This window comes from Sulfuricurvum sp. RIFCSPLOWO2_12_FULL_43_24 (genome assembly GCF_001829605.1).
Classification (GTDB): domain Bacteria; phylum Campylobacterota; class Campylobacteria; order Campylobacterales; family Sulfurimonadaceae; genus Sulfuricurvum.
Genome location: NZ_MIBT01000123.1, coordinates 23,014 through 46,972 on the forward strand (window position 1 = coordinate 23,014; position 23,959 = coordinate 46,972).

21 protein-coding genes and 1 tRNA gene are annotated in these 23,959 nt (G+C 40.9%); 10 read left to right on the forward strand and 12 right to left on the reverse strand.

The window, feature by feature from the left end; genetic code table 11:
• Nucleotides 1-81 precede the first annotated feature (81 nt).
• Genes A3G19_RS11575 through A3G19_RS11585 form a run of 3 tightly spaced genes read right to left on the reverse strand, consistent with a single transcriptional unit; the run spans nucleotide 82 to nucleotide 2,561 of the window.
• Complete coding sequence (locus A3G19_RS11575; protein ID WP_015653471.1) at nucleotides 82-867, reverse strand: ABC transporter permease; 786 nt, start codon at nucleotides 865-867, stop codon at nucleotides 82-84.
• Nucleotides 860-1,597 (reverse strand): ATP-binding cassette domain-containing protein, encoded by a 738-nt coding sequence (locus A3G19_RS11580; protein WP_015653470.1) that lies wholly within the window; start codon nucleotides 1,595-1,597, stop codon nucleotides 860-862. Before A3G19_RS11580 ends, A3G19_RS11575 begins: the two co-directional genes overlap by 8 nt.
• 1 nt (nucleotide 1,598) lies before the next feature.
• Nucleotides 1,599-2,561: a PQQ-dependent catabolism-associated beta-propeller protein gene (locus tag A3G19_RS11585; RefSeq protein ID WP_015653469.1), complete on the reverse strand. Its 963-nt coding sequence runs from the start codon at nucleotides 2,559-2,561 to the stop codon at nucleotides 1,599-1,601.
• 121 nt (nucleotides 2,562-2,682) lie between these two features.
• On the opposite strand from A3G19_RS11585, the gene A3G19_RS11590 reads away from it, so the two are divergent.
• Entirely contained in the window at nucleotides 2,683-3,846 is a 1,164-nt protein-coding gene (locus A3G19_RS11590) for an ABC transporter substrate-binding protein (RefSeq protein WP_294873017.1), read from the forward strand.
• Nucleotides 3,831-4,301 (forward strand): DUF302 domain-containing protein, encoded by a 471-nt coding sequence (locus A3G19_RS11595; protein ID WP_294873020.1) that lies wholly within the window; start codon nucleotides 3,831-3,833, stop codon nucleotides 4,299-4,301. The genes A3G19_RS11590 and A3G19_RS11595 overlap by 16 nt, the downstream gene beginning before the upstream one ends.
• On the opposite strand, the gene A3G19_RS11600 is transcribed toward A3G19_RS11595, so the two are convergent.
• The 4 genes from A3G19_RS11600 to A3G19_RS11615 are packed head-to-tail and all read right to left on the reverse strand — an operon-like array spanning nucleotide 4,295 to nucleotide 7,110.
• On the reverse strand, nucleotides 4,295-4,693 hold the full coding sequence (locus A3G19_RS11600; RefSeq protein ID WP_294873022.1) for a DUF411 domain-containing protein: 399 nt from the start codon (nucleotides 4,691-4,693) through the stop codon (nucleotides 4,295-4,297). The genes A3G19_RS11595 and A3G19_RS11600 overlap by 7 nt on opposite strands.
• Nucleotides 4,690-5,394: an ABC transporter ATP-binding protein gene (locus A3G19_RS11605; protein WP_015653465.1), complete on the reverse strand. Its 705-nt coding sequence runs from the start codon at nucleotides 5,392-5,394 to the stop codon at nucleotides 4,690-4,692. The genes A3G19_RS11600 and A3G19_RS11605 overlap by 4 nt, the downstream gene beginning before the upstream one ends.
• A gap of 1 nt (nucleotide 5,395) precedes the next feature.
• A complete protein-coding gene (locus A3G19_RS11610) occupies nucleotides 5,396-6,136 on the reverse strand; it encodes an ABC transporter permease subunit (protein WP_015653464.1) in 741 nt (246 codons plus the stop codon).
• Nucleotides 6,137-6,141: 5 nt separating this feature from the next.
• The gene (locus tag A3G19_RS11615; RefSeq protein WP_294873024.1) at nucleotides 6,142-7,110 is read right to left on the reverse strand and encodes a hypothetical protein; all 969 of its coding nucleotides are present in this window, start codon (nucleotides 7,108-7,110) and stop codon (nucleotides 6,142-6,144) included.
• A 154-nt stretch (nucleotides 7,111-7,264) separates the two neighbouring features.
• Here A3G19_RS11615 and pedF point away from each other — a divergent pair, with 154 nt between their 5' ends.
• From pedF to A3G19_RS11630, 3 genes are read left to right on the forward strand one after another with little or no spacing between them, the layout of a single operon-like run.
• The gene (pedF, locus tag A3G19_RS11620) at nucleotides 7,265-7,675 is read left to right on the forward strand and encodes a cytochrome c-550 PedF (protein WP_294873027.1); all 411 of its coding nucleotides are present in this window, start codon (nucleotides 7,265-7,267) and stop codon (nucleotides 7,673-7,675) included.
• Nucleotides 7,676-7,681: 6 nt separating this feature from the next.
• A complete protein-coding gene (locus A3G19_RS11625) occupies nucleotides 7,682-8,548 on the forward strand; it encodes an ABC transporter substrate-binding protein (RefSeq protein ID WP_291750947.1) in 867 nt (288 codons plus the stop codon).
• A 10-nt stretch (nucleotides 8,549-8,558) separates the two neighbouring features.
• Entirely contained in the window at nucleotides 8,559-9,311 is a 753-nt protein-coding gene (locus A3G19_RS11630; protein WP_294873030.1) for a thiosulfate oxidation carrier protein SoxY, read from the forward strand.
• A gap of 5 nt (nucleotides 9,312-9,316) precedes the next feature.
• Here A3G19_RS11630 and A3G19_RS11635 read toward each other — a convergent pair whose 3' ends face one another.
• From A3G19_RS11635 to A3G19_RS11655, 5 genes are all read right to left on the reverse strand, one after another.
• Nucleotides 9,317-10,510 carry an OprD family outer membrane porin gene (locus A3G19_RS11635; RefSeq protein WP_294873034.1) on the reverse strand — a complete coding sequence of 398 codons (1,194 nt, stop codon included), beginning with the start codon at nucleotides 10,508-10,510 and terminating at the stop codon, nucleotides 9,317-9,319.
• 266 nt (nucleotides 10,511-10,776) lie between these two features.
• Complete coding sequence (locus A3G19_RS11640) at nucleotides 10,777-12,060, reverse strand: hypothetical protein (protein ID WP_294873037.1); 1,284 nt, start codon at nucleotides 12,058-12,060, stop codon at nucleotides 10,777-10,779.
• A 310-nt stretch (nucleotides 12,061-12,370) separates the two neighbouring features.
• Nucleotides 12,371-13,633: a HipA domain-containing protein gene (locus A3G19_RS11645; protein ID WP_294873039.1), complete on the reverse strand. Its 1,263-nt coding sequence runs from the start codon at nucleotides 13,631-13,633 to the stop codon at nucleotides 12,371-12,373.
• Between the two features lie 17 nt (nucleotides 13,634-13,650).
• The gene (locus A3G19_RS11650) at nucleotides 13,651-13,914 is read right to left on the reverse strand and encodes a helix-turn-helix transcriptional regulator (protein WP_015653456.1); all 264 of its coding nucleotides are present in this window, start codon (nucleotides 13,912-13,914) and stop codon (nucleotides 13,651-13,653) included.
• A gap of 159 nt (nucleotides 13,915-14,073) precedes the next feature.
• Nucleotides 14,074-14,157 (reverse strand) — tRNA-Leu (locus tag A3G19_RS11655).
• 146 nt (nucleotides 14,158-14,303) lie between these two features.
• Between A3G19_RS11655 and A3G19_RS11660 the strand changes: the two genes are divergently transcribed.
• The 5 genes from A3G19_RS11660 (at nucleotide 14,304) to A3G19_RS11680 (ending at nucleotide 23,539) form a co-directional block, all read left to right on the forward strand.
• A complete protein-coding gene (locus A3G19_RS11660) occupies nucleotides 14,304-16,373 on the forward strand; it encodes a flagellin (protein WP_294873041.1) in 2,070 nt (689 codons plus the stop codon).
• A gap of 63 nt (nucleotides 16,374-16,436) precedes the next feature.
• Nucleotides 16,437-18,704: a DNA translocase FtsK gene (locus A3G19_RS11665; RefSeq protein WP_294873055.1), complete on the forward strand. Its 2,268-nt coding sequence runs from the start codon at nucleotides 16,437-16,439 to the stop codon at nucleotides 18,702-18,704.
• Between the two features lie 224 nt (nucleotides 18,705-18,928).
• Complete coding sequence (gene acnB, locus A3G19_RS11670) at nucleotides 18,929-21,538, forward strand: bifunctional aconitate hydratase 2/2-methylisocitrate dehydratase (RefSeq protein ID WP_294873043.1); 2,610 nt, start codon at nucleotides 18,929-18,931, stop codon at nucleotides 21,536-21,538.
• Nucleotides 21,539-21,654: 116 nt separating this feature from the next.
• Entirely contained in the window at nucleotides 21,655-23,007 is a 1,353-nt protein-coding gene (dbpA, locus tag A3G19_RS11675) for an ATP-dependent RNA helicase DbpA (RefSeq protein WP_294873044.1), read from the forward strand.
• Nucleotides 23,008-23,050: 43 nt separating this feature from the next.
• Nucleotides 23,051-23,539: a PAS domain-containing protein gene (locus A3G19_RS11680; protein ID WP_015653451.1), complete on the forward strand. Its 489-nt coding sequence runs from the start codon at nucleotides 23,051-23,053 to the stop codon at nucleotides 23,537-23,539.
• Nucleotides 23,540-23,959: the final 420 nt, after the last annotated feature.

Genomic DNA, 23,959 nt, shown 5'->3' on the forward strand with positions numbered 1-23,959 from the left:
ATTTAGCAACAAATTTAGGAAAATCTGTCATTGCCAAAAGTATACATAAGAAAAATAGCCTGAAATTAGCGATGCTAAATTTTAACTTTTTTTCAAAACCTTTTTTGACTTATATCCCATAAATGCGAGGCTTAGTGCCACTATGAAATAGAAAAAAATAATATAAAAGTTGGACAAATCGTATTTTAAATAGAGCGTAAAGCGGATAGATTCAACAATATACGTAAATGGATTGAAGGAACAGACGGTGTATAAGAAAAGCGATGAATCTTTTATCTTCCATAATGGATAGAGTGCAGAGCTCAAAAAGAACATCGGAAAAATAACAAAATTCATAATAGCCGCAAAATTTTCCAGCTGTTTGATAACCGATGAGATAAACAGTGCAAACGCGTTAAGGATAATCGATGTGAATAAAATAACCGGTATCGTAAGCACTATAGCGGTAATACTCAGCTCTATTCCATAAAAATAAGCGACGATTAAAAACGTTATCGCCTGTATCGTTGAGACGATGGCGGTTGCAAACATTTTACAAAAAAGCAAAAAATTTCTATTAATATAAGAAGTCAGTAATATTTTCATACTTCCCATCTCTTTATCAATAATCATGGTTAAAGAGCTTTGCATACCGTTGAAAAGCAAAATCATCCCCACAAGCCCCGGAACGATATAGGTTTCATAGGTTATATAGGACTCATAGGGGGGAATGATGGCTAAACCCAGGGCCGATGTAAAACCTGCTGAAAAGATAAAAAGCCACAATAAAGGGCGAACGAGTGCCGAAAAGAATCGGCTTTTTTCTTTTAAAAAGCGTAATAGCTCTTTATAAATGATCCCTTGGGCACAATAAAAATAGTTACGCATCAGGATTCTCCCTCGTCAAATATCTGAAGGTTTGGGTTAAGTCCGCTTGATTGTGCTCGGCTATAATCGCATCAACCTTGCCGGTTTGAAGAATCTTTCCTTTGTGAATAATGGCCAACGTATCACTCTCTTGAACCTCATCAAACAAATGGGTGATCCATAAAACAGAGAGCTCCCCTTTTTGAACTTTTCGGCGCAAATAATCCAGAATATCAAAGCGGCTTTTCAAATCGAGTCCAACCGTTGCTTCGTCCAGTAAAAGAAGTTTCGGTTTGTTAATGAGGGAGCGTACGATTTCAACCCGTCGTCTGTGTCCGCCGTTGAGTTTTTGCACCTTTGTATCCAGTTTTTCATCGAGGTCAAGATTGCTCAGTTCCTCTTTGATAGAGGCGATGGTCTCTTTAAAACTCAACCCTTTTAACGCACCGTAGTAGTAAAGATTTTGTCGGACGGTCAAATCCAAATCCAGCGTCGGTTCCTGAAAAACGATACCGATATCTTTAAGCGCTTTGCTGTAATTTTGTATCGTGTATCCATTGATCTTTATTGAGCCGGATTGAAGGTTCAAGAGTCTGGTTAGAAGAGAGAATATAGTCGATTTGCCTGCCCCGTTCAGTCCGAGCAAGACAGAAAAAGAGGCTTCTTCGATGGAAAATGAGATATTTTTAAGAACCATCTCCTTATCGTATGTGTGCGATACGTTTTCGAGCTCTAAAATATGTGTTTTCATCTTAGTTCGTCGGAATAACCGCTAGACCCCAAGGATAACGGCCTACTTTAATACTTTTGAGTACTTTTAGTCCATTAACATCGATCACAGAGACATCACCGCTAACACCGTTGGTCGTGTAAAGCTGCTGTTCATTCTCGACAAAGGCCATTTGCCATACCCGTTTACCGACCAATAGATATTTAATCACTTTAAAGGTTACAGCATCGACAACCGCGACATGATTCGCTGGCCCCAGTGCGACAAAAGCGTATTTGCCATCGCTGGTAAGTTTTATACCGACCGGTTGAATTTGATCTTTAAAGATTCCCGGTATTTTAAAGTTGATTTTTGCAATGCCCTTTTTTGACGCTGTATCGACAACCATAACCGTTCCCCCTATCTCTGAAGAGGCCCAAACCTTATCACCGCTTTTATTAAATTCTATATGTCTCGGTCTTTGGTCAACAAGTGTTGTATGCACGATTTTTTTCGTTTTGGTGTCAATCCAATGTAAAAAATTTGATGTCTCTGTTGTTACGATTGCAAGCTTTCCATTAGGGCTTACGGCCATACCCTCAGGTTCTATCCCGACCTCAATCTGTTTTAATACGCTTCTTTTCAGTGTATCGACAATCGTGACCAGTGCATCATTCTCATTCGCGATATAAAGCTCTCTCCCATTAGGATGCAAAGCAAACTGTTCCGGGTCTTCACCCGATGGCAGATTTGCAATCACTCGTTTGCTTTTGATATCCAGTATTTGTACGGTGTCATCATCACTGGCACACACATACAGTTGAGTTTTAGATTTATCGAGGAGAATCCCGCGCGGTCTTTGTCCAACACGTATCGTTTCGGTGACTTTCTGAGTTTTTGAGTCTATAACGGAAATCGAATTGTCTTTCTCATTGGATACGAATACCGTATCTGCCTGAACTCCAATACTGAGCAATAAAATGGTTGAGAGTGCAGTTTTTTTCATAAAAATCCCTTATGACTGATGTTGAAAATATTATACAAAATGTAAATAGCTCGAAAATAGCTATACACACGCTATTTATTTTTCCTATAATTGTCATACCATGATTTTCAGGAGATCAACTATGCGCTATGCACTACATTTACTGATTACAATCTTATTGTGTACCATCTCGCTGAGCGCTACAGATATGAGTGTCAAGATGCTGTATTTACATCAAAAAGTAAAACATCCTCCGGTCCTCTCAAATATCATCGAAAAGCCGGATGACTTGGGTTTGGCCGGGGCAAAAATGGCACTAGAAGACAGTCAAAAAAGTGCTCAATTTATGAATCAGAAGTACTCTTTGGATACGAAAGTATCGTATAAAGAAGATGAGCTCTTAAAAGCTTTTGAGAATTACGTAGACAACGGCGGTCGCTATGTGGTTGTAAACGTTCAAATCTCCCTCTTTCTAAAACTTATGAAGCACCCAAAAAGTAAGAATGTTCTTATATTTAATACCGGATTGAATGATACCAGCCTGCGAATGTACTACTGCAACAGTAATCTTTTGCATACTATTCCAAGTGATGCGATGCTGTATGATGGATTAATGCAATTTCTTGTAAAGCGAAATTTCAAAAAAATCTTCTTGCTCCAAGGCAAAACAGTCAAAGACAAACATATTGCTATTGCCATCCGAAGAGCTGCCAAAAAATTCGGTGCCACAATCGTAAAAGAGAAAATTTGGAATAACACAACAGATATTCGCAGAAAAGCGGAAGATGAACTCCCGGCATTTACCCAAAGCGATGACTATGATGTTATCGTTACGGCAGATTATTTTGGCGATTTCGGAGAATTTGTCTATTTCAACTCGTGGTTACCCCGTCCGGTAGCCGGTACTCAGGGGCTTACGCCGGTAATGTGGCATAAGAGTATCGAGCAATGGGGGGCGGCACAAATGCAAAACCGCTTTGAAAAACACGCATCACGTTGGATGGAGTCTGAAGACTTTGCTGCGTGGGTCGCAATCCGAACCATTGCAACATCCCTCATGCACACGAACACAAGCGAAGTTAAAGCGAATATTGCCTATATTCGTTCAAATGAATTTGAGTTATCAGCCTATATGGGGAGAAAACTCTCTTACCGAAACTATAATGGACAGTTGCGAATGCCTATCTCTTTAGTTCATCCAAAAGCGCTTATTTCCACCTCGCCGCAAGTCGGTTTTTTACATCCGATAACCGATTTAGATACCCTGGGTATCGCGGCATCTGAGATGAAATGCAAACGAAAATAATCTTTTTTCTCTATCTCTTCTTAGCAGGAGAACTCAATGCAGAGAATATTCGTACCGAAACACCCGAATATATCTCCTATAAAGTTAGCGATAGATCATTTGAAGAGGTGCAATTACGCATCAGCAATGAACTGCAAGTCAATGCATTTAACATCGTATACGAAATAAATATAGCAAAAGCCTTAGAAGCGGTATCCAAAAGTTTAGACAAACAACCGCTTCTAAAAAATGCGATCAGTATAGGTTTTTGTAAACCCTCTGTCAGTTATCAGCTCGTGGCTAAAAGTATCGATACTCTGCTGTATTGTCCATTGAAGCTGGTAATTTTTCAGCCACAAGATAGCTCGGACATTACGGTCTCTTTTCTAAAAACACCGAGACTGAATAATCAAGTGGATCCGAAAAACGTGGATGAGATGATCGAAAATATCATTTCATCCGGTTTGGATCAATAGGTTCCATAAAGCTTGTATATCTTATCTGGATACAGGATATAGACCTTTTTTACCGCTTCATTGTTTTGGCTGGCAGGCAGGCTGAGTCCGATTGCCCCTGCGGGTTTCTCCTTCATAAACTTTTTAATAGCCTCCGGCGGGACATTCCCCTCAAAAACATAATCACCTAAAATTGAAGTATTGCAAGATTGAAGTTCTTTTGGAATACCTATATCACTTTTAAGTCCTTTAATATCCACTATCGACATAATCTCCGGCTTAGCTATGCTCATTTCTATCTCACTTAGCCACGATGCAGGGCATGAGCTTGTGACAGGTTTATAGATTTGCATTTTGAGGTCTTCCGCATTGGCTAATGAGAACATCAATAGTATGAGCGTTCTTTTTTTCATAATTTTCCTTCTAAAATATTGGGATGCAGGGATAATATATTCTCTTTTATCACGTCTACCTGTGTAGGATAAAGCGTATCAAAACAGTGGTTTTCGTTGATGTGGGTCATAATGTTTCCGGTAACTTCACCGCCTAAAAAGAGAATTTTTTGTGAAAGCGAAATCGCTTCGTCAAGATCATGGGTAACCAAAATCACCGCAGGATTAAAACTTTTGCAAAAGAGCATCAAATCATTTTGTAGCGCAAGAGAGGTAGGTCTGTCCAGAGATACAAACGGCTCATCCAGTAAAATGAGCTTGGGACGGTTGATAAAAGCTCTAACAAGAGAAACTCTTCGAGCCATACCGCCGGAGAGATTTTTGGGGTAGGTATTGAGGGTATGTTCTAATCCTACCATACGCAAAAGCTTAAGTACCTCCTCCTGATCGCCGACTTTATCCACAACAGCAATATTTTCTCTGACGGTAAGCCACGGCAAAAGCCTAGGCTCTTGAAACATCATCCCGATGGTATCTCTGTCGATGTCAATCGACCCCTCAAAATCGTTATCCAAAGAGGAGATGAGCCGGAGCAGCGTCGTTTTTCCGCATCCCGATGGACCGATAATAGAGATAAATTCTCCTGATTTAAGGCTAAAACGTATATCTTGAAGTATCTCTTTCTCAGCATACTTTTTACGAGTGATATCTATGTTAAGCATATTATCTCCACTTGGATATTTGCGTATCGATAGGTCTAAAAATAAAACTTTCGATCAAAAGAATGATAATGATGAAAGAAAATGAATAGGCCAGTATCGAAGTGATATCAAAAAACTGAAAAAACATGGAAAGCTGAAATCCGATCCCATCGCTTCTACCTAATAGTTCGACCACTAGGACAATTTTCCAGATCAATGAAAGACCGTTTCTCGCACTTGCAATGATATAAGGGTAGAGTTGTGGGATATAAAAGACAAATAGCATCTTGTATCGGGATACTTTATAAATGTAGGCAACTTCAATCAGTCTTTTATCGATGGCTTTTACCCCTTCTCGTATGTTGACGATGACGGTTGGTACTTTATTGATGACGACGGCTAAAATCGCTGCAACATCGCTCAATCCAAACCAGATATAGCAGAGCATAATAACCACCAGTGCGGGCATATTCAGCCCCAATACGAGGAGAGTATCAAGCGCTGCATCAATTTTTTTGAAGTTACCCATCAACAGACCAAAAGCAATCCCAAGAGGCATGGCAATGAGAAAAATCATAGCAACGCGGTACAAAGTAATACCGAGATGATGCAGAAGTTCTCCACTGGAAATGTGCTCAATCAGGCTACTCAAAACATTTACCGGCAATGGAAGCATAGGAGAATCAGAGAGGAGTGCTGTGACATGCCAAAGTGCAATAAGGAAAAAAACAGATCCTACGCGCAGATACAGAAGATTGAGCATCTCTATTACCGCACACCATTAGGTTTATAGGGCCAAAACATCGTTTTATCAAAATGTTTGGAGTCACCAACGAGGCTTTTACCACCGGTTTTTTCCAAAATTGTATATATTTTTTCAATTCCATTTATTTCATTTTGGGTGAACTTATCAGGAATTCCTTCACGATACCCCTTTTTTAACGCTTCAAAAGCGGCATCGTCTTTAACGTGCATAAAGGGTCGTAGTGCATTCCATGCCGTGTCATCGTTTTTGAGTATTTTATTCGCCTCATGCGAAGCTTGTAAAAAACCGTTGATCATATTTTTATTCTCTGCCGCAAATGGCCGCTTGAATACCCATCCTGTAAAGGGGATATCTTGATTGTTAATGCCGAAGCTTCCTAAAACTTCCCGAACCGAGGATATGGGAGTCATCCCTTTTTCATCCAGTAATACATTGTAGTGCCAAAAGTTGAGTACAGCGTCTAAACTTCCATCCGACAACTTAGCATTCAGAATCGGAGGTGCGGCAAATACGATCTCTGCATGGCTTGAGAGATCAATCCCCAGTTTTTGTTGAGCATACGCTTTGTAAAGTAACCAGCTTTTATCCATCGCCCCTCCGGCGACACCCAGTTTTTTCCCTTTTAAATCACCAAGAGTACGGTAACGTGAATTATTGGTATAGATTCCTCCGAGTCCTGTGGAATAAGGGTAAAAATAGAGGGAAAACTTAGGGTAGTTTTGTCGGTTGACCCAGACCCAGTCATTGACGATTACATCGACACTATCGGCTTGAAAAGCGACGGCAACACCATCTTTAGACGCTAGTTCTTTAATTTCAAGATCAAATCCGTATTTCTTGTCCAGCCCTCGTGACTTTATCGTCATCAATTCCCAATTAACGGTTCCATATGCCAAAACGCCAACATTAAGCTGGTTATTGCTTCCATACAGTAGAGATAAATAGAGCAACAGTAAAACAAAAATTTTCATAAATAACCCTCCTACTTCTATAATATTTCCAAATCATTTTAGTACAGGTTTATAGCTTGAATATAGCAGTAAAAATTTCTTTTTTAACGCTATTATCAGGCTATTTTCATACTTTATAATTTCCAAATCACAAAAGATTAGAAAAGGAGTTAGTATGAAAAAATCTCATACGCTTGGAGTGGTAGCATTGCTATCAGCAACATTATTAATGAGTCACGGAAACGTAACCCCTCAGCCGGTAGATACTAAAGGTTTGGCACCCTTAGGAGCAGCTTGGCTAGAAAAGAACCCTTACGAAGGAAATGCAAAAGCCATTGAAATTGGTAACCATGCTTACGCAGAAAACTGTGCTCGCTGTCATGGATTGGACGCAATCTCTGGCGGTGTTGCCCCGGATCTTCGCTACCTTGATAGAGGAGAAGAAGGCGATGCATGGTTTATGGAGAGAATTCGCGGTGGAGCTGTCCGAAATGGCAATGTCTATATGCCTCCATTCGAAGGTGTCATTAATCAAGAAGCTATGTGGTCAATTCGTTCATATTTGATGACTGTTAAACCTGACTAATTTGTCATGAAACTTCTAGCGGTCATCATTAGTACACTAATCATTACTCTTTGCTCGTATGCACGGAGTACTGAGGATATACAATCCTGCGGTGAGATCGTCATAGCAGTCTATAATGACTTTCGTCCCTATTCGTATATGGAGAACGGTGAAGCCAAAGGGATTGATGTTGAGATCGGCAAACATATTGCTGCATCCCTCAATGTTAAGCCAAAATGGTACTTTACAGAGGCTGATGAGAATCTCGATGATGACCTTAGAAATGTGGTCTGGAAGGGAAATCCTGTTCATAAAACGCGTGCCGATGTTATGCTGAGGATCCCCTATGACTATGATTATATGCGACAAGTAGATGCTACGAGCGGAGAGCTTCAAACAGAAATGGTTGCTATAAAATCACCCTACCATGCGGAAAAATGGGTTATTGTTACCCATAAAGATGTCATACCGAAGGTTAATACGTTGGGCATATTTGCCTATCACACCATAGGTGTGGAGTTAGATACCCTTCCGGATAAACATCTCTCCATGAAAAATGGAGGGTTACTCAGAAAAAATGTTAAACGCTACGCTAAGTTTGACGATGCCGTCTTGGATTTTAAAGCCGGAAAAATCGATTCCCTGGCAGGCTTAAAATCTCAAGTAGAGTTTTTACTTGATTACAATAATAATCAGGATAAATACACTATGACCAATGAGGTTTTGGGGATAAAATCCATTTGGGATATAGGTATAGCCGTTCGGAGTGATTATCGTGACTTAAGCTATCACATCGATGGCGTAATCACAGAGTTGCATGAGAACAAGATCTTAGAAAAAATATTCGACACCTATCATGTAACCTATACTAAACCTATTTCCTACGGACCTTAAAGGAACATGCATGTCTTCAACCCTATCCAAACTTCTAATCTTTATTCTCCTGCTCACTGTAAATGCACAAGCAAAAAATCCGATTTATTCACCCACTTTTGACGATATGCTCCAAAAAACACTTCATGGCGCAAACTACTCTTTTGATGATATAAACATCACCATAGATGTCCCGAAATTTGCAGACAACCCTGCCCATGTACCCATAATTATCGATGCTTCCAAGATCAAAGATGCAAAAAGGATGATCGTATTCGCCGATTTAAACCTCATTCCTGAGATTATGGATGTCAAACTTTTAAACCTTAAAGCCATTTTCTCTTTTAGTATCCGTGTTGCCCAAGAAACACCCATACGCGTACTCGTTGAAGATACAAACGGATTATGGCATATCGGCAGTGCGAACATCAAAAGTTTTGGCGGCGGATGTTCACCAAGTACACCGGAAGAGAGTAAAAAGTTTGCCCTACTTTTGGGTAAACACAAAAGTCATACACTGCGACAAAACAAAACCTACATCATAAAATTTTCGATATTCCATCCTATGGAAACAGGGTTAATGTTCGGAACCAACCCCTTTTACATCAAGCATCTTGAGTTATACAGCAACAAAGAGTTGCTTGCAACGATGGAGCTTACTTCAGCAATCAGTCAAAATCCGACTATGGTTTTTGAGACGATGGGTGGGGATGGTACTTACACTATCGAGTTAGAAGACAGTGATGCAAACAAGTACCATATTTCCACTAAAGTAGATAACTAACCACTCTAGAAATTATAGTTCATGCGAACAAGAAAACGATCATACCCACCGTTATAGAGTCCGTCTTCGGAGGTATTGTTGTTTTTGTCATCAAGTCTCGCATAGTTTACTTCGACACTAAGGGCTTTATTGATCTCATAACTTGCGATTAAATCAATCTCTTTCTCTCTCATATCTGCCGGTGCACTTTTAAAACCTGCATAGATAGCGGTCAATGTCAGACCTTCCAATCCTACCTCTTCCATATCCAACTCTGCACTGAACAAATACGCTTTTATATCTTCGAAATGATCAAGATTCATTTCTTCCGTATCAACCAGATAGGCTCCATTACCAAGACCGCTGATGATAAATTTTCCCGTACCATTGGAAGCTTCGTTATACGCTGTGCCGAGAGTGAGCATACCGATATTCAGATTTGCACCGATTCCATAAACAGTGCCATCCACGCCCGAACCATTCTCTTCATTGAATTTCATCCATTGTCCTACGAATTCTACTCCATTGGTTTCGTTGAATAAAATTGTGTAGCTTGCGTCAGTATAAAAAATATCCGTGAGTTTATCGATCCCGTAATACCATCCTTGTAATTCGAGATTCTCAACACTCTCGTTAATGATACCGATAACAGCTGCACCGTTACTATCAGTAGTAACCTTTTTGAATTTAGAAATGTCATCCTCCGAGTCGTATCCGGCCCATCGTGTAATGTATCCTCCGAGGAGTGTTGTTTCATCTACCCCTTTGTACGTCGCTATCGCTGCTTCAAAAGTATTCGGGTGCATACGGATATCATCAGTATCAGCGAATGGAGTATCGATAAGCTGGCGACCGACACGCAAGCTAACATCATTCGCACTGTAATCGATATAGGCTTCACCGACATAAGCGTATGATTTGGTATCTTCTGCAAATAAATCAGGATTTGCTTCTCCCGCATCGAAATTCCCGGTTGCAAAATGGAGTTTTTGACTTACATATGCCCCTGCACCCAATTTAATATTATTCCATGCCGCACTCTCGTATTTGAGTATGCCACCGATCGAAGTACCATAGGTATCTTCATCCACTTCATTGTTCTGGCTTACATATACCGCACGAATCTCTCCGCTTGCTTTCCCCGCTACAAATGCCTCATCAATACTTGAAGCATTCAATGCTACTGTAGCCGCTAAGCTCATTATTACCGCTTTTTGCATGTAATTCCTTACTGTTTTTTTATTATTAGATAAGTATATAGAATGAAAATAGCTCTGAAATAGCCGTTTAATAGGGGAATACTCAGTATGATTTTTGTTTTTGATTAGTAATACTGAAGAAAGACGGAGCACCTAAAGGGCCCCAGACTTTCTCCCCTTCTTCTCATCATTACCTTATTGACGTCGACGAAACTTCACTATAGGTTCAAAACTTTTCATAAAAAGGAGGGTTCATCCCCGAAGGGATGAAAGTTGCATACTGATTCTTAGAAGTTAAGAGTCAAACGTGCTTGAATAGAGTTAAATTGTGAACCGCTATTTTGATCATCAGCATCCGTAGAGATGTACGCCAAAGTAGTGTCCAATGCCCCAAAAGATTTTGTTGCAGACAAAGCAAGCTCTTTCATATCTTTATTGGTTTTATCGATACTTACGTTTGTATAGTAAGCACCAAATTTAGCGATATCCTGTACATTATATTGTGCACTCAAATTCCATGATTCTGCATCAGGAGTACCTACATATCCATAGTTCCAAAAGGCTTCCGTATACAATTTTGATTGAGCTTTTACCGTGTTATTTGTAGCAAGGTTAGCAACTTTAAAAACACTATCTTTATCTATGTCTGAATAGGCGGCAGATACTTTAAAATTTTCGAGACCTTCATATCCAACTTTGAATGCATACCCTTTTGAGTCATGAACACCTTGATATACACCTTTTGGACTAATTTCGGTGTATTGAGCACCCAATGTTAGACCTTTAACCATATCGCTATTAAGATCGCCTTGTAACCAGAAAGCATCTGCAGCATTGACAACATTGTAATACCATGCTTGTGCTGTAAGCGGTTTGTATGAGTTGTTGATAAGAGCAAATACATTGGCACCTTTTGCTCCGTGTGTACCGAATGTTCCATTCGCACCCACAATCCCATCGAGACCAATACCTGAAGTATTATCAGCAATACCAGTGGCACTGTTGACCGTTGAAGCATCTGCAGTATATCCAACAGCATTTACACCATTACTGTGTCCAGCATATACAGCAACCAAAGTTGTATCGGGAATATCTTGGTTGATAAGAACAAAAGCTTCATAGCTATTCGGAGCAACAGACCACATTTCACTAAATGAAAGAGGTGAATCGAGCAGCATACGACCTGCTTTCACAGTTGTATTACCATACTTCGCGGCAATCCATAGTTCACCGATCCATGCTTCATCAGAAACATCATTACCGGCACCCGAGTTAGTAGCTGTATGCGCACTTGACCATGTATTACTGACCAAATTGTTTTCAAGACCAAGCGTACTGATCGCATACCCAGTCACACCAAAAGTGACATTCTTCAGAAGCTCTCCCGTTACACCCAGACGAAGAGCAGCATCTGCTGCACTTGATGCTTTACTAAAAAGATCATTTGGATTTTTATCGTCCGTATTGTAGTAAAGTTTAGCATCACCGCTTACCTTTACATTGTCGAATGCGAATGCATTTGCTCCGAGCAATAGTGCTGCAGCTAGACTCATGCCTACCACTTTTTTCATATCATCTCCTTCAATCTATTGATTTTCATTAAATAAACAATATCTAATATATAGATATTATTAATACAATTCAAAATCTTGGGATAAGTATATAGAATGTAAATAGCGTTGAAATAGCGATAAATAGAAACTTTTATCGCCAGCATGGATGTGATGGAAAGGATGAAATGAGAGTGATTCCAAACAGGTTAGAATCTATTAAATAGGGAGTTTTAAGGTGTAAACAACGTGTATTTCATTTTCAAAATAACAATGAAATACCTTTATCAGCTCAATCTCTAATGCTAAAATTCTTTAGTGTCGATACTTTTTATTTTTTCAAAGACTGATCAACTGTAGCCATTAATGCAATAATCTCTTCTCCCCATCGTCCAACACCATACTGTATTGCAAGCTCAATAAGAAACGTATGCTTAATCTCGATAACTTTAGAAATGATCTCATCGCAATTTTGGATTTTAAACTCTTCACCCATATGGATGAGATGTTTCCGATCAATGGATGAAATATTTTTGAGATTGAAAAGCATTTGATGGTGTTTGTTGTAAGTGAAGGTCAGATCGTATGCCGGTGCCGCCCTCCACTTACCGCTTTTATCCATAAGATACGAGATATTACGGCTATGATCATCTTTGTTTCCGTAAACGATATTAAAGATCATGATCCGATAAAGGTTAACCATATCTTCATGGGGAATATTGAGCTTTAGCCCTACTCGAAAAGCGTTCATATAATCGAATGTCGTCTCGGCAGGATTATGATGCATCAGTCCAGAGAGTGAATGCATGTGAAATCGTTCAACCCCATTTGAAGTTTTTTTAATATCGAATCGCTCAACGGCGAAATGAACGCCACCATCCGTTTCAATGAGTGACGTCTCAGGCATACTAATCCCGCATTTTTTTGCACATAGCGCATAGATATGCTCAGTGATTGTCTTGGATATCTTTTCTTCCTCATAGGGTGTGGCAATACCGCGATTGGCTCCATATATGAGATTATCGAATTTGATGATGGAGTGGGTAAACCCATCGGGAATAGTTTCCCCTTTCTTACCGACAAATATCTCTTTGCTCTGATAGTTAAGTCCCACAATCGCTTTTGGTCTGGCACCGGAGGCTGCCGAGCTGGATATGGCGATAATTTTTGCCAATGAGAGTTCTGCTTTACCGCTTAGAGCCATTTTGGTTTGTTCGTAGAGTTCTTTTGCTTGAAGTACAACCCCGTCACCATCATTCTCCTTCAATATCGACGGTTCATACGTCAGGGCGCCCATCGTATTATCACCAATAAATTGCAAAGTTTCCATCACCGAAGGGTGATATTGAAAATGCTGAACAAAAAAATCGTTGAGATATTCTTGACCGTATTGCCCAGGAAGGCTGTCATTGATTAATCCCGGTAAGCCGTGTTGAAATGCAAGATGGGAAAAATCGTAGAGTTTGTTTTTCTCTTTGAGTTGGATAGGAGAAAAAGGCAGATCAGTATTCGGAGAAAGGGCAAATAGGTTTTTACCGTTATGCTCAACCAGTTTGCCGATTGTCTCGCCCCATGCTTTTACGGATAATTCCATAGTACTTTGCCCTGCCCTTACCACTTGATTTTCAGATTTTCATTCTCATCGATTAAAAGAGCTTCCAGTTCACCGATAGAATACAATCCTCTTAGCGTATCGACAAAGTTATTTAAAGAGATAAGTCCTGTTTTTTCAAACCGTGCATAGGTGCTGAACTTCACTCCGATATGCTCGGCAAATTCTTTCTGAGACAGTCCAATCTTCTTGCGCTTTGCTTTCGCACGAGAAGCTAATTCCGTGACAATCTCTTTAGTCGTTGCAAGTTCAAATGGTGTCATAGATGTCCAATAAATAATATATTAACGATATTGTAGTATTATTTAGTAAAATCGTCAATATATTAATTAAAAATAAACAAATTTGATATTAAAAAATATATCTGATTTTTTCATTATGTCGAATTTTTGAATTATTTTGGAGTGATTTAAATAAGAGAGTGGTACCAGTGGCCGGACTCGAACCGGCACATATCGCTATACCGGATTTTGAATCCGGCGTGTCTACCATTTCACCACACTGGCATGTGCTTGAAGAGGTGGAATTATAGGTTTGGTTTGCTTAAAACTACGTAAAAGAGCTTTTACTAATCATTTTTCCTTTTTTGCCGATAATAGAGTATGGAACTTTTATTGCTTAATAGACATAAGCTTACACAAAAGGATTTGACGTGAGAATTACATCAAGCTCTTACTATAATAATATTTATGCTGAAAATAATAAACTAAACAAACAATTATTTGATGTCAACAAACAAATTTCATCCGGTATGAAAATTCAATATGCCCATGAAGATCCGGGTGTATTTATTGATACGTTGCGTTTGGATGATGAAATCACGACACTGGGACAAGTTAAAAGCAGTGCGCAAAGTGCTTATAAAATATCAACCCAAACCGATACAACAGTGGGTGAGCTCGTCAAAACGCTCGAATCCATGAAAGTCAAAATGGTTAATGCGGCCAATGCGGCTCACTCTGACAGCAGTATGCAAGCCATCGCAAAAGAATTACGCGGACTCCAAAATCATCTACTAACATTAGCCAATACCTCTATCGGCGGGCAATACCTCTTCTCTGGAACGGCTACTTCAGTTAAACCTATCGGAGCCGATGGAACGTATCAAGGAAATGATCAAGATTTGGAAGCTTTCTTGGGCTCAGGGATCAAACAAAAGTACAACATCAGCGGATCACAACTTTTTTTAGGGGATGAAAGCAAAATCAATCGTACTATCAGTGCTAACATGCCGCAGATGAGTTTAAATGATTTATACCCCGATATAATGGAAGACCCGGGTGTTTCACGAGACGCTTCACAAGAGACGTATATTAGCAGTTCGAGTACAATTCGTGATCTCATGGGGGATAATGATGCCGATTCGACCAATGACGCTGCGAGACAATCGTATTTTTATGTTCAAGGAACAAAAAGCGATGGGGAGAGTTTCAAAAGTAAAATCACTCTGAACATGGATGATACTATGGATGATCTCATGCAAGAGATCGCTGATCTATATGGAGACAATCAAGTCAATGTTTCACTCAATGCACATGGGCAAATTGAAATTACTGACAAAAAAACGGGTTCAAGCAAGCTCGATTTTCACATGGTTGGTGCGGTTGATTTTTCAGGTGGTGCTGCAGCCAATATTACCGATATCGATGCTCTTCATGCAGGTTCTACCGATTTTGAAACCGCAGCGGTTACCACACCCGGTCTGTATGTAAAAGAATTTACAAAAAGCGGTTTAGACACCCCTGCAAGTGTTCTTAATACAATTGAAGGGGTCAATTACGATCGTACCAATTTTGAGCAAGAGGGTGCAAAGCTTCTCTCTAACATTTCGCAAATTGACAAAACAACCAATTCCTATGCGACGCCTACCAGTAAACTGGTTGATGTAGCAGGTGTTAGCAGTTTGAATACGCAGCAGCTTATCATTGAGGGCGTTGATATTACGGGTACAGCGTTTACCGCGCAAATTGATTTAGCCACAGCAGGTTCAACGTTTTCTTTAGACGGCGGTACAACCAATTTTAGTATCTTTAATACAGACAGCACACTGAGAAGTGCAGTTGATGCCGATGAAATGACCTATCAACAACTTTTAGACGTTGTAAATATGGCGATGAGTGGGAATCTACCCGCCACAAATACTGCGGCAGACTACGACGCCGCAATTACTACCGCCAACACCCAATCATCTACAACACTTGATTATGCCGGAAAAATGGTTTTTGAAGACAAATTGAATACAGTAACCGGAGCATCCCTATCAATTTATGATGCAGCTTCAGATGATTACAGCACTACAACCGGAAATATCTTAACGTTTAATGCCAACAGTGCCATCACTATTCGTGATCCTAAAACTGATTTTTTTACCCAAATTGAAGCAATAATCCGTTCCGTTGAAGAGGGGAAAACACGCTCCGATGGTTCGGATACATCCGATCCTCGTAATCTCGGTATCCAAAATTCGATTCAAATGATGGATGATTTGAGTGATCATGTCAGCCGTCTGCAAACGGAAGTTGGATCTTATTCTCAAGTATTACAAGCATCATCGGATCGTACCGCTATGCTCATTATCAGTACGAAAACACTTCAATCGGATATTATTGATACCGATGTGGCTGAAGCAACCCTACGCATGCAGCAGTTAAGTCTCAACTATCAAGCAATGCTTTCAAGCATCTCTAAAGTTTCACAGCTTTCTCTCGTCAATTATTTATAGCAATCTGCAATAAAAGGGGTTTCTCTCCCCTTTTTTGCTATAATCTAACTACTTTTCAACCTGATTCAAGGATCTACCATTTTACGCGACACATTATTTATTACCGGCTTTGGTATTTTATTTTATTTAGGAATTGCAACCATTATCGGTGATGCTTCCATTATCGGTGCCTATGGTGCATCGTTTGCACAGACGAATGTATATGTGTTTGGATATGTTGCCTATACCTACTTGTTACTTCTCATGGTTCCACTTTTTTATTGGTATAAATTTGATGGCGAAATGCATCGTCGCTATGAAATGACAGGGATTTTTGCCTTGCTCTTTTTTGCTTTGCTCTTTTTCCAAGCTATTGTTGTCGAGGGGATGTATCGCGGGGCATTCGGCGGAGCTATTGTTGACTTTTTATCCATCTATATCGGTTCATTCGGGCTTTGGATACTGTGGCTGATGATGGTCACCGTCTCGATTGTACTGGTAATGGAGCAAAGCCTTTCGGAATTAGCTCAACCACTCAAAGAGTATATGGACAAACCTCTAAATGCTCCCAAACCATCCCAAAATACACAATCTTCCCCTGTCGTTAAAAGTATCCCTATTGAAGAACCCTCGTATACTTATCCAGAGAGTAACTATACTGATCCTTATCCTTCATACGAAGAAACACCTAGCCCTGTTAACGATACTTTCACACCACCACAAGCATTGGAGCCTTCAGCCTTTCTTGAAAGTCCATTAGAAGATTCATCCGTTTTAGAAACACCTTCGCTGCAGATGGATACCCCGAAAGAATCCACCATTCTCAGCATGGCAAAAAAAGTAAAAGAATCAAAACAGCACGCTCTTGTGGTCGATGAGCTTGAAGAAAATAAAATGCTATTGGATCAAATTGATAAAGGTTTCAGTGAAAAACCAAAAAACTTCAAACTTCCATTGGTTGAATTCTTTCAAAATCCTCCCAAAAAACAAACCTTGGTCGATGAAGCAGAACTCGATGATAAAATCCGAGATCTAATCGAAAAACTGGGACATTTTAATATCGACGGTGACGTTGTACGTACTTATGCGGGACCTGTCGTCTCGACTTTTGAATTTAAACCTGCCGCGAATATCAAAGTTTCCAAGATTTTGGGTCTCCAAGATGATCTTGCGATGGCACTCAAAGCACAAACCATCCGTATCCAAGCCCCGATTCCGGGAAAAGACGTCGTAGGAATTGAGATACCGAATAAAACGGTAGAGACGATTTTCCTGCGTGAAATGCTAGAGAGCAAGCTCTTTCAAGAAGCGGCATCTCCTCTGACACTGATATTGGGTAAAGATATCGTTGGGAATCCGTTCATCACCGATTTAAAAAAGCTCCCCCATCTCCTTATCGCCGGAACAACCGGAAGCGGTAAAAGTGTTGGGATCAATTCTATGATTTTAAGTTTACTCTATAAAAATTCACCCGACCAACTCCGTCTTTTGATGATCGATCCAAAGATGCTTGAATTTTCAGTTTATAACGACATTCCTCATCTTCTAACCCCCGTTATCACAAAACCCAAAGAGGCGATCTCAGCCCTCAATAATATGGTCAGTGAAATGGAGCGTCGTTATCAGCTGATGAGCGAAACACGTACCAAAAATATTGAAAATTATAATGAAAAAGCAAAAGTAGAAAAACGTGATCCGCTTCCCTATATTGTAGTTATCATTGATGAGCTTGCCGATTTGATGATGACCAGTGGAAAAGATGTTGAGTATTCTATTGCTCGTTTGGCCCAAATGGCACGTGCTAGCGGTATCCATCTCATCGTAGCTACCCAGCGTCCGAGTGTCGATGTCGTCACTGGACTTATCAAAGCCAATCTACCCTCACGTATCAGTTATAAAGTAGGACAAAAGATTGACAGTAAAATCATTCTCGACGGTATGGGTGCCGAGTCCCTCCTCGGACGCGGTGATATGCTCTTTACCCCTCCGGGTATGAGTGGATTGGTACGACTTCATGCACCTTGGAGCACTGAAAGTGAAATCGAAAAAGTAGTTGATTTCCTCAAATCGCAACGTGCGCCTGAATATGATCGCCGTTTCTTAGCTGATAATGGCAGTACCCTAAAAGGTAGTAATGAAAATATCGATAACAAACCGCTAGATGAACTGTATGAAGAGGCTAAAAACATTATCCTTATGGAGCAAAAAACCTCTATCAGTTACCTCCAACGCCGACTTCAAATCGGATATAACCGCTCTGCTACGCTGATAGAACAACTTGAAAACAACGGTATTCTTTCCGCGCCAAATTCCAAGGGTAATCGCGATATCATCGCCAATGACCCTTTTTAATTCTCCTTTCGGAGAATCTTCCTATTTTTCTCAATTTGTAACGCTTTTTTCTCCTCTTTCCCCTGCTTTATTTTTTAATGCTCTATAGTAAAATCATATATGTTACAATACTACACATAATCAAGCTCTTTAATTAAAACAATTGAGTAATTTAGTAACACTACGATAAAACTCTTTTTTACTTCTGATATAATCATTCAAAATTAACATGCACAGGAGTCACTATGGCTTTTATGGACGAATACAAAGCACACGTAGCGGAACGCACAGCACAGGGAATCCCCCCATTTCCTCTTACAAAAGAGCAAGTTACCGAGTTGGTAGCACTCATCAGCGCGACAAGTTCTAAAGACGGTGAATTGGTTGAAATGTTGGCAGAACGCGTCAATCCGGGTGTTGATGATGGCGCATACGTTAAAGCGGCATTTTTACATCAAGTCGTCCAAGGTGAAGTTAAAGCTTTTTTGAGCGACAACAGCGATATCAACAGTGACAATCACAAAAAAGCGGCGATCAAAATCCTCGGTAAAATGGTGGGAGGCTATAACGTAAAACCTCTTATCGATGCACTAAGTAATGATGCTATCGCTAATGAAGCGGCACATGAACTCAAACATACTCTTTTGGTATACGATGCGTTCAATGATATCGTTGAACTCTCATCTACCAATAGCTTCGCAAAAGAGGTTCTTCAATCATGGGCGGATGCTGAGTGGTTTACATCTAAAAAAACATTGGCTGAAAAATTCAGCGTTGTTGTTTTCAAATTCCCGGGTGAAACCAATACAGATGATCTCTCTCCGGCGAGCGCGGCATTTACCCGTTCCGACATCCCGCTTCACGCAACAACCATGTTGAGTGCAAAAATGCCTGAAGGTATTGCTAAAATCGCTGAACTCAAAGAAAAAGGGATGCAAATCGCCTACGTCGGTGACGTAGTCGGAACCGGTTCTAGCCGTAAATCGGCTGCCAACTCGGTTCAATGGCATATGGGTGATGATATCCCCGGTATCCCGAACAAACGTACCGGCGGTGTAGTAATCGGTAGCATTATCGCTCCAATCTTCTTTGCAACCTGTGAAGACTCCGGTGCATTGCCGATCGAAGCCGATGTTAGCCAAATGGAAACAGGCGATGTACTCGATATCGATACAAAAGCGGGAACTATCACTAAAAACGGTTCTGTTATTGCTAATTTCACCCTTCGTCCGAACACGATCGAAGATGAAGTGCGTGCAGGCGGACGTATCCCTCTTATTATCGGTCGCGGTTTGACGGCTAAAGCACGCACGGCGCTCGGAATGACTCCGGCAACCATTTTCGCAACCCCTATCCAACCAGCCGATACCGGCAAAGGGTACACTCTTGCACAAAAAATGGTGGGTAAAGCGTGTGGTATGGAGGGTGTACGTCCTGGTATGTACTGTGAGCCGATCACAAGCACTGTAGGAAGCCAAGATACTACCGGACCTATGACACGTGATGAGATCAAAGAACTCTCTGCTCTCGGTTTCTCGGCAGATTTTGTACTTCAGTCATTTTGTCATACAGCGGCATACCCGAAACCATCAGACGTGAAATTGCACGCAACGCTTCCGGCATTTATCAGTTCACGCAGCGGTGTCGCTCTTCGTCCGGCGGATGGGGTTATCCACTCATGGTTGAACCGTATGGTCCTCCCGGATACCGTTGGAACAGGTGGTGATAGCCATACTCGTTTCCCAATCGGTGTGAGTTTCCCTGCGGGTTCAGGTCTTGTAGCGTTCGCAGGTGTTACGGGGGCGATGCCTCTTGAAATGCCGGAATCGGTATTAGTTCGCTTTAAAGGGGAGATGCAGCCGGGTATCACACTTCGTGACCTCGTTAATGCCATCCCTTACTATGCAATCAAAGCGGGTCTTTTAACGGTTGAGAAAAAAGGGAAAAAGAACATTTTCAACGGACGTGTATTGGAGATCGAAGGTCTTCCGAACATGAAAGTAGAACAAGCGTTCGAACTCTCCGACGCATCGGCTGAGCGTTCAGCGGCGGCGTGTACCGTCCGTCTGAACAAAGAACCGGTAATCGAGTACCTAAAATCCAACGTAACGTTGATCGAAGCGATGGTTGCTGATGGGTATGAAGATGCTCGTACATTGCAACGTCGTGCCGATAAAATGAAAGAGTGGTTGGCCGCTCCAACATTGATGGAGCCGGATGCCGATGCGGAATACGCGGCAATCATCGAAATCGATCTTAACGACGTTAAAGAGCCGATCTTGGCATGTCCAAACGATCCGGATAACGTTAAGTTGCTCAGCGATGTTGCAGGTACTGAAATCAACGAAGTATTCCTTGGCAGCTGTATGACCAACATCGGTCACTATCGTGCGGCAGGTGAAGTAATGCGCGGCGAAGGTAAAATCGCTGTTGAAAAATTCTGGATCGTACCACCGACCCGTATGGATGAGCAGCAACTCATCAACGAGGGGTACTACGACGTTTATAAAGCAATCGCAGCACAAACCGAAGTTCCGGGATGTTCACTCTGTATGGGGAACCAAGCGAGTTCACGCGAAGGTTCAACCGTATTTTCAACATCAACTCGTAACTTCGATAACCGTTTAGGAAAAGGGACTCAAGTTTATCTCGGAAGTGCTGAGCTTGCATCCGTATGTGCTAAACTTGGACGTATCCCAACCGTAGCGGAATACATGAGTATCGTTCCTGAAAAATTGGCAGGAAAAGCGGATCAAGTGTATAAATATCTTAACTTTAACGAAATCTCTTCGTACACACTTCAAGCACGTAACGTTGCGGAAGAAAAATACGGCGTTACCATCAAAGCGGTATAATTTTAGTCCGTTCGCCCTGAGCCTGTCGAAGGGCTCATGGTTCGACAAGCTCACCACGAACGAAGAAAACCTCAATACTACGCTATAATTTCCTATCTATAATACAAAGCGACACAATGTCCTCATTCGACCCCTTAGCGTTACGCGCACCTCTGAAAGAGGCATTAAAACGCCTTGAATTCACCACAATGACCCCGATTCAGTCCACTTCTCTTCCTGTCATTTTAGACAAAAAAGATTGTATTGCTCAAGCAGCAACCGGAAGCGGAAAAACTTTGGCTTTTGGTTTGGGAGTTTTGAACCCGATTAACCCAAAATCATTCGGTATCCAATCCCTTATCCTCTGCCCTACCCGCGAACTTGCCGAACAAGTGGCAAAAGTACTCCGTTCACTCGCTTCTGAAATTGGCAATATCAAGATTCTCACCCTCTGCGGCGGTGTCCCAATGCGTGGACAGCTCCATTCACTCAAACACGGAGCCCATATTATCGTCGGTACTCCGGGGCGTGTTTTAAAACTTCTTCAAATGGATGCCTTTGATACGGCACAAATACAAACCGTAGTTTTGGATGAAGCCGATCAAATGATCGATATGGGATTTATCGAAGATATTACCTCGATCTTGGGTTTTACTCCCCCATCACGCCAAACTCTCCTTTTTTCAGCTACGTTTCCCGATTCGATTCAAACGATCACATCGGAGTTTATGAAAGCTCCGGTTATGCTTCAAACTGCACATACGATCAGTAAACCGAAAATCGAAGAAATAGCCTATCTGTGTAACGACAAACTCCCCGCAATCGCAAAAGTACTCCATCTTCACGGAATTACCAATACGATCATTTTCTGTAATACCAAAGTGGATGCAAATGCTTTGTGTGAGGATCTTAACCGTATAGGAATACATGTTCTAACACTGCACGGTGATATGGAACAGTTTGACCGTAATGAAGCGATCATCCAATTTCGTAACTTAAGTGCCCCTATTCTCGTCGCAACTGATGTCGCGGGACGAGGAATCGACATTGAAGGTCTTGATGCCATCATCAACTACGAAGTTCCTATCCAAAACGAACGCTATACCCATCGTATCGGAAGAACCGGACGTGCCGGGAAAAACGGTATTGCCATCACACTTGTTAACCACCACCAGTATGAGCGCTTCTTGGATTTAAAACGCCCTATCACCCCAATAGAGCTTCCTGATATTCGAGAAAGGTTTTCCATTGAGACGTTGATGCGCACTATTTGTATCGATGCAGGAAAAAAAGAGAAACTACGCGCAGGTGATATCGTCGGCGCACTTATCAATGAATGTGGATTAACACAAGTAGAGATTGGGAAAATTGATCAACTCGATCATCTCAGCTATGTAGCAATTCCTCGTAACAAAGCAGAAAATATTTATCAAAAATTTGTAAATCGTCCCATAAAAGGGAAAACATTCAGGAAATGGCTGTTAGACTAACATAAACTGTTTATATTATTTTATTATACGTACGAGGATTGTAATGGCAAACCAGGAATTAACATTTGGAGACGAAGAATTTATCGTTTCCAAAACCGATCTAAGCGGTAAAATCACCTATGGAAATTCACTCTTTATTAAGATGTCGGAATATTCGGAACTTGAGCTCATTGATAAGCCCCATAACATATTGCGTCATGAAGATATGCCCGCTGTAATTTTCAAATTACTTTGGAACCGTATCAAAGCAGGTCAAGAAATTTTCGCCTATGTCAAAAATAAGACAAAAAATGGAGATTATTATTGGGTATTTGCCCATGTGACCCCCTCTTTTGATTCGAATCGATCCATCAGCAACTATCACTCCGTGCGGCGCAAGCCCTCTCAGAAAGCATTAAATGTGATCAAGCCACTTTATTCTATGCTTCTGCAAAAAGAACGAAATGGTGGAGTAAATGCATCTGAAGCAGCACTCAATGAATTATTAAAAGACAAAGGTATCAGCTATGACGAATTTATCCTCTCTCTCTAAAGTTCAATACGCCAATATTGCGTCAATCATTTTATTTGTCGTTGCGTTAATTATCGAAATATTTTTATATGGCTGGAGTTGGATACGTCTGATCAATATTGCGAACTTTGCGTTGGCTTGGTTCGTTTTTATCAATATACGAAAAACCCAAGAGACTATCAGTGAAGTCGCAACCGTCATCAAAGGGGCAGAAAAAGGAAATCTAGAAAACCGTATTTCTCACATTAAAGATTACGGTGAGCTCAATGATCTATGCTGGAATACCAATAATATGTTGGATCAGACCGAAGTATTTATACGTGAAATCAGAGCCAGCGTGGAAGCATCAAGCCGTGATGAATTTTACCGTCATATTAATCTTCAGGGACTGCAAGGAGAATTTAAAGAGGCCAGTGCATTTGTCAATAAGGCAATTTCTTC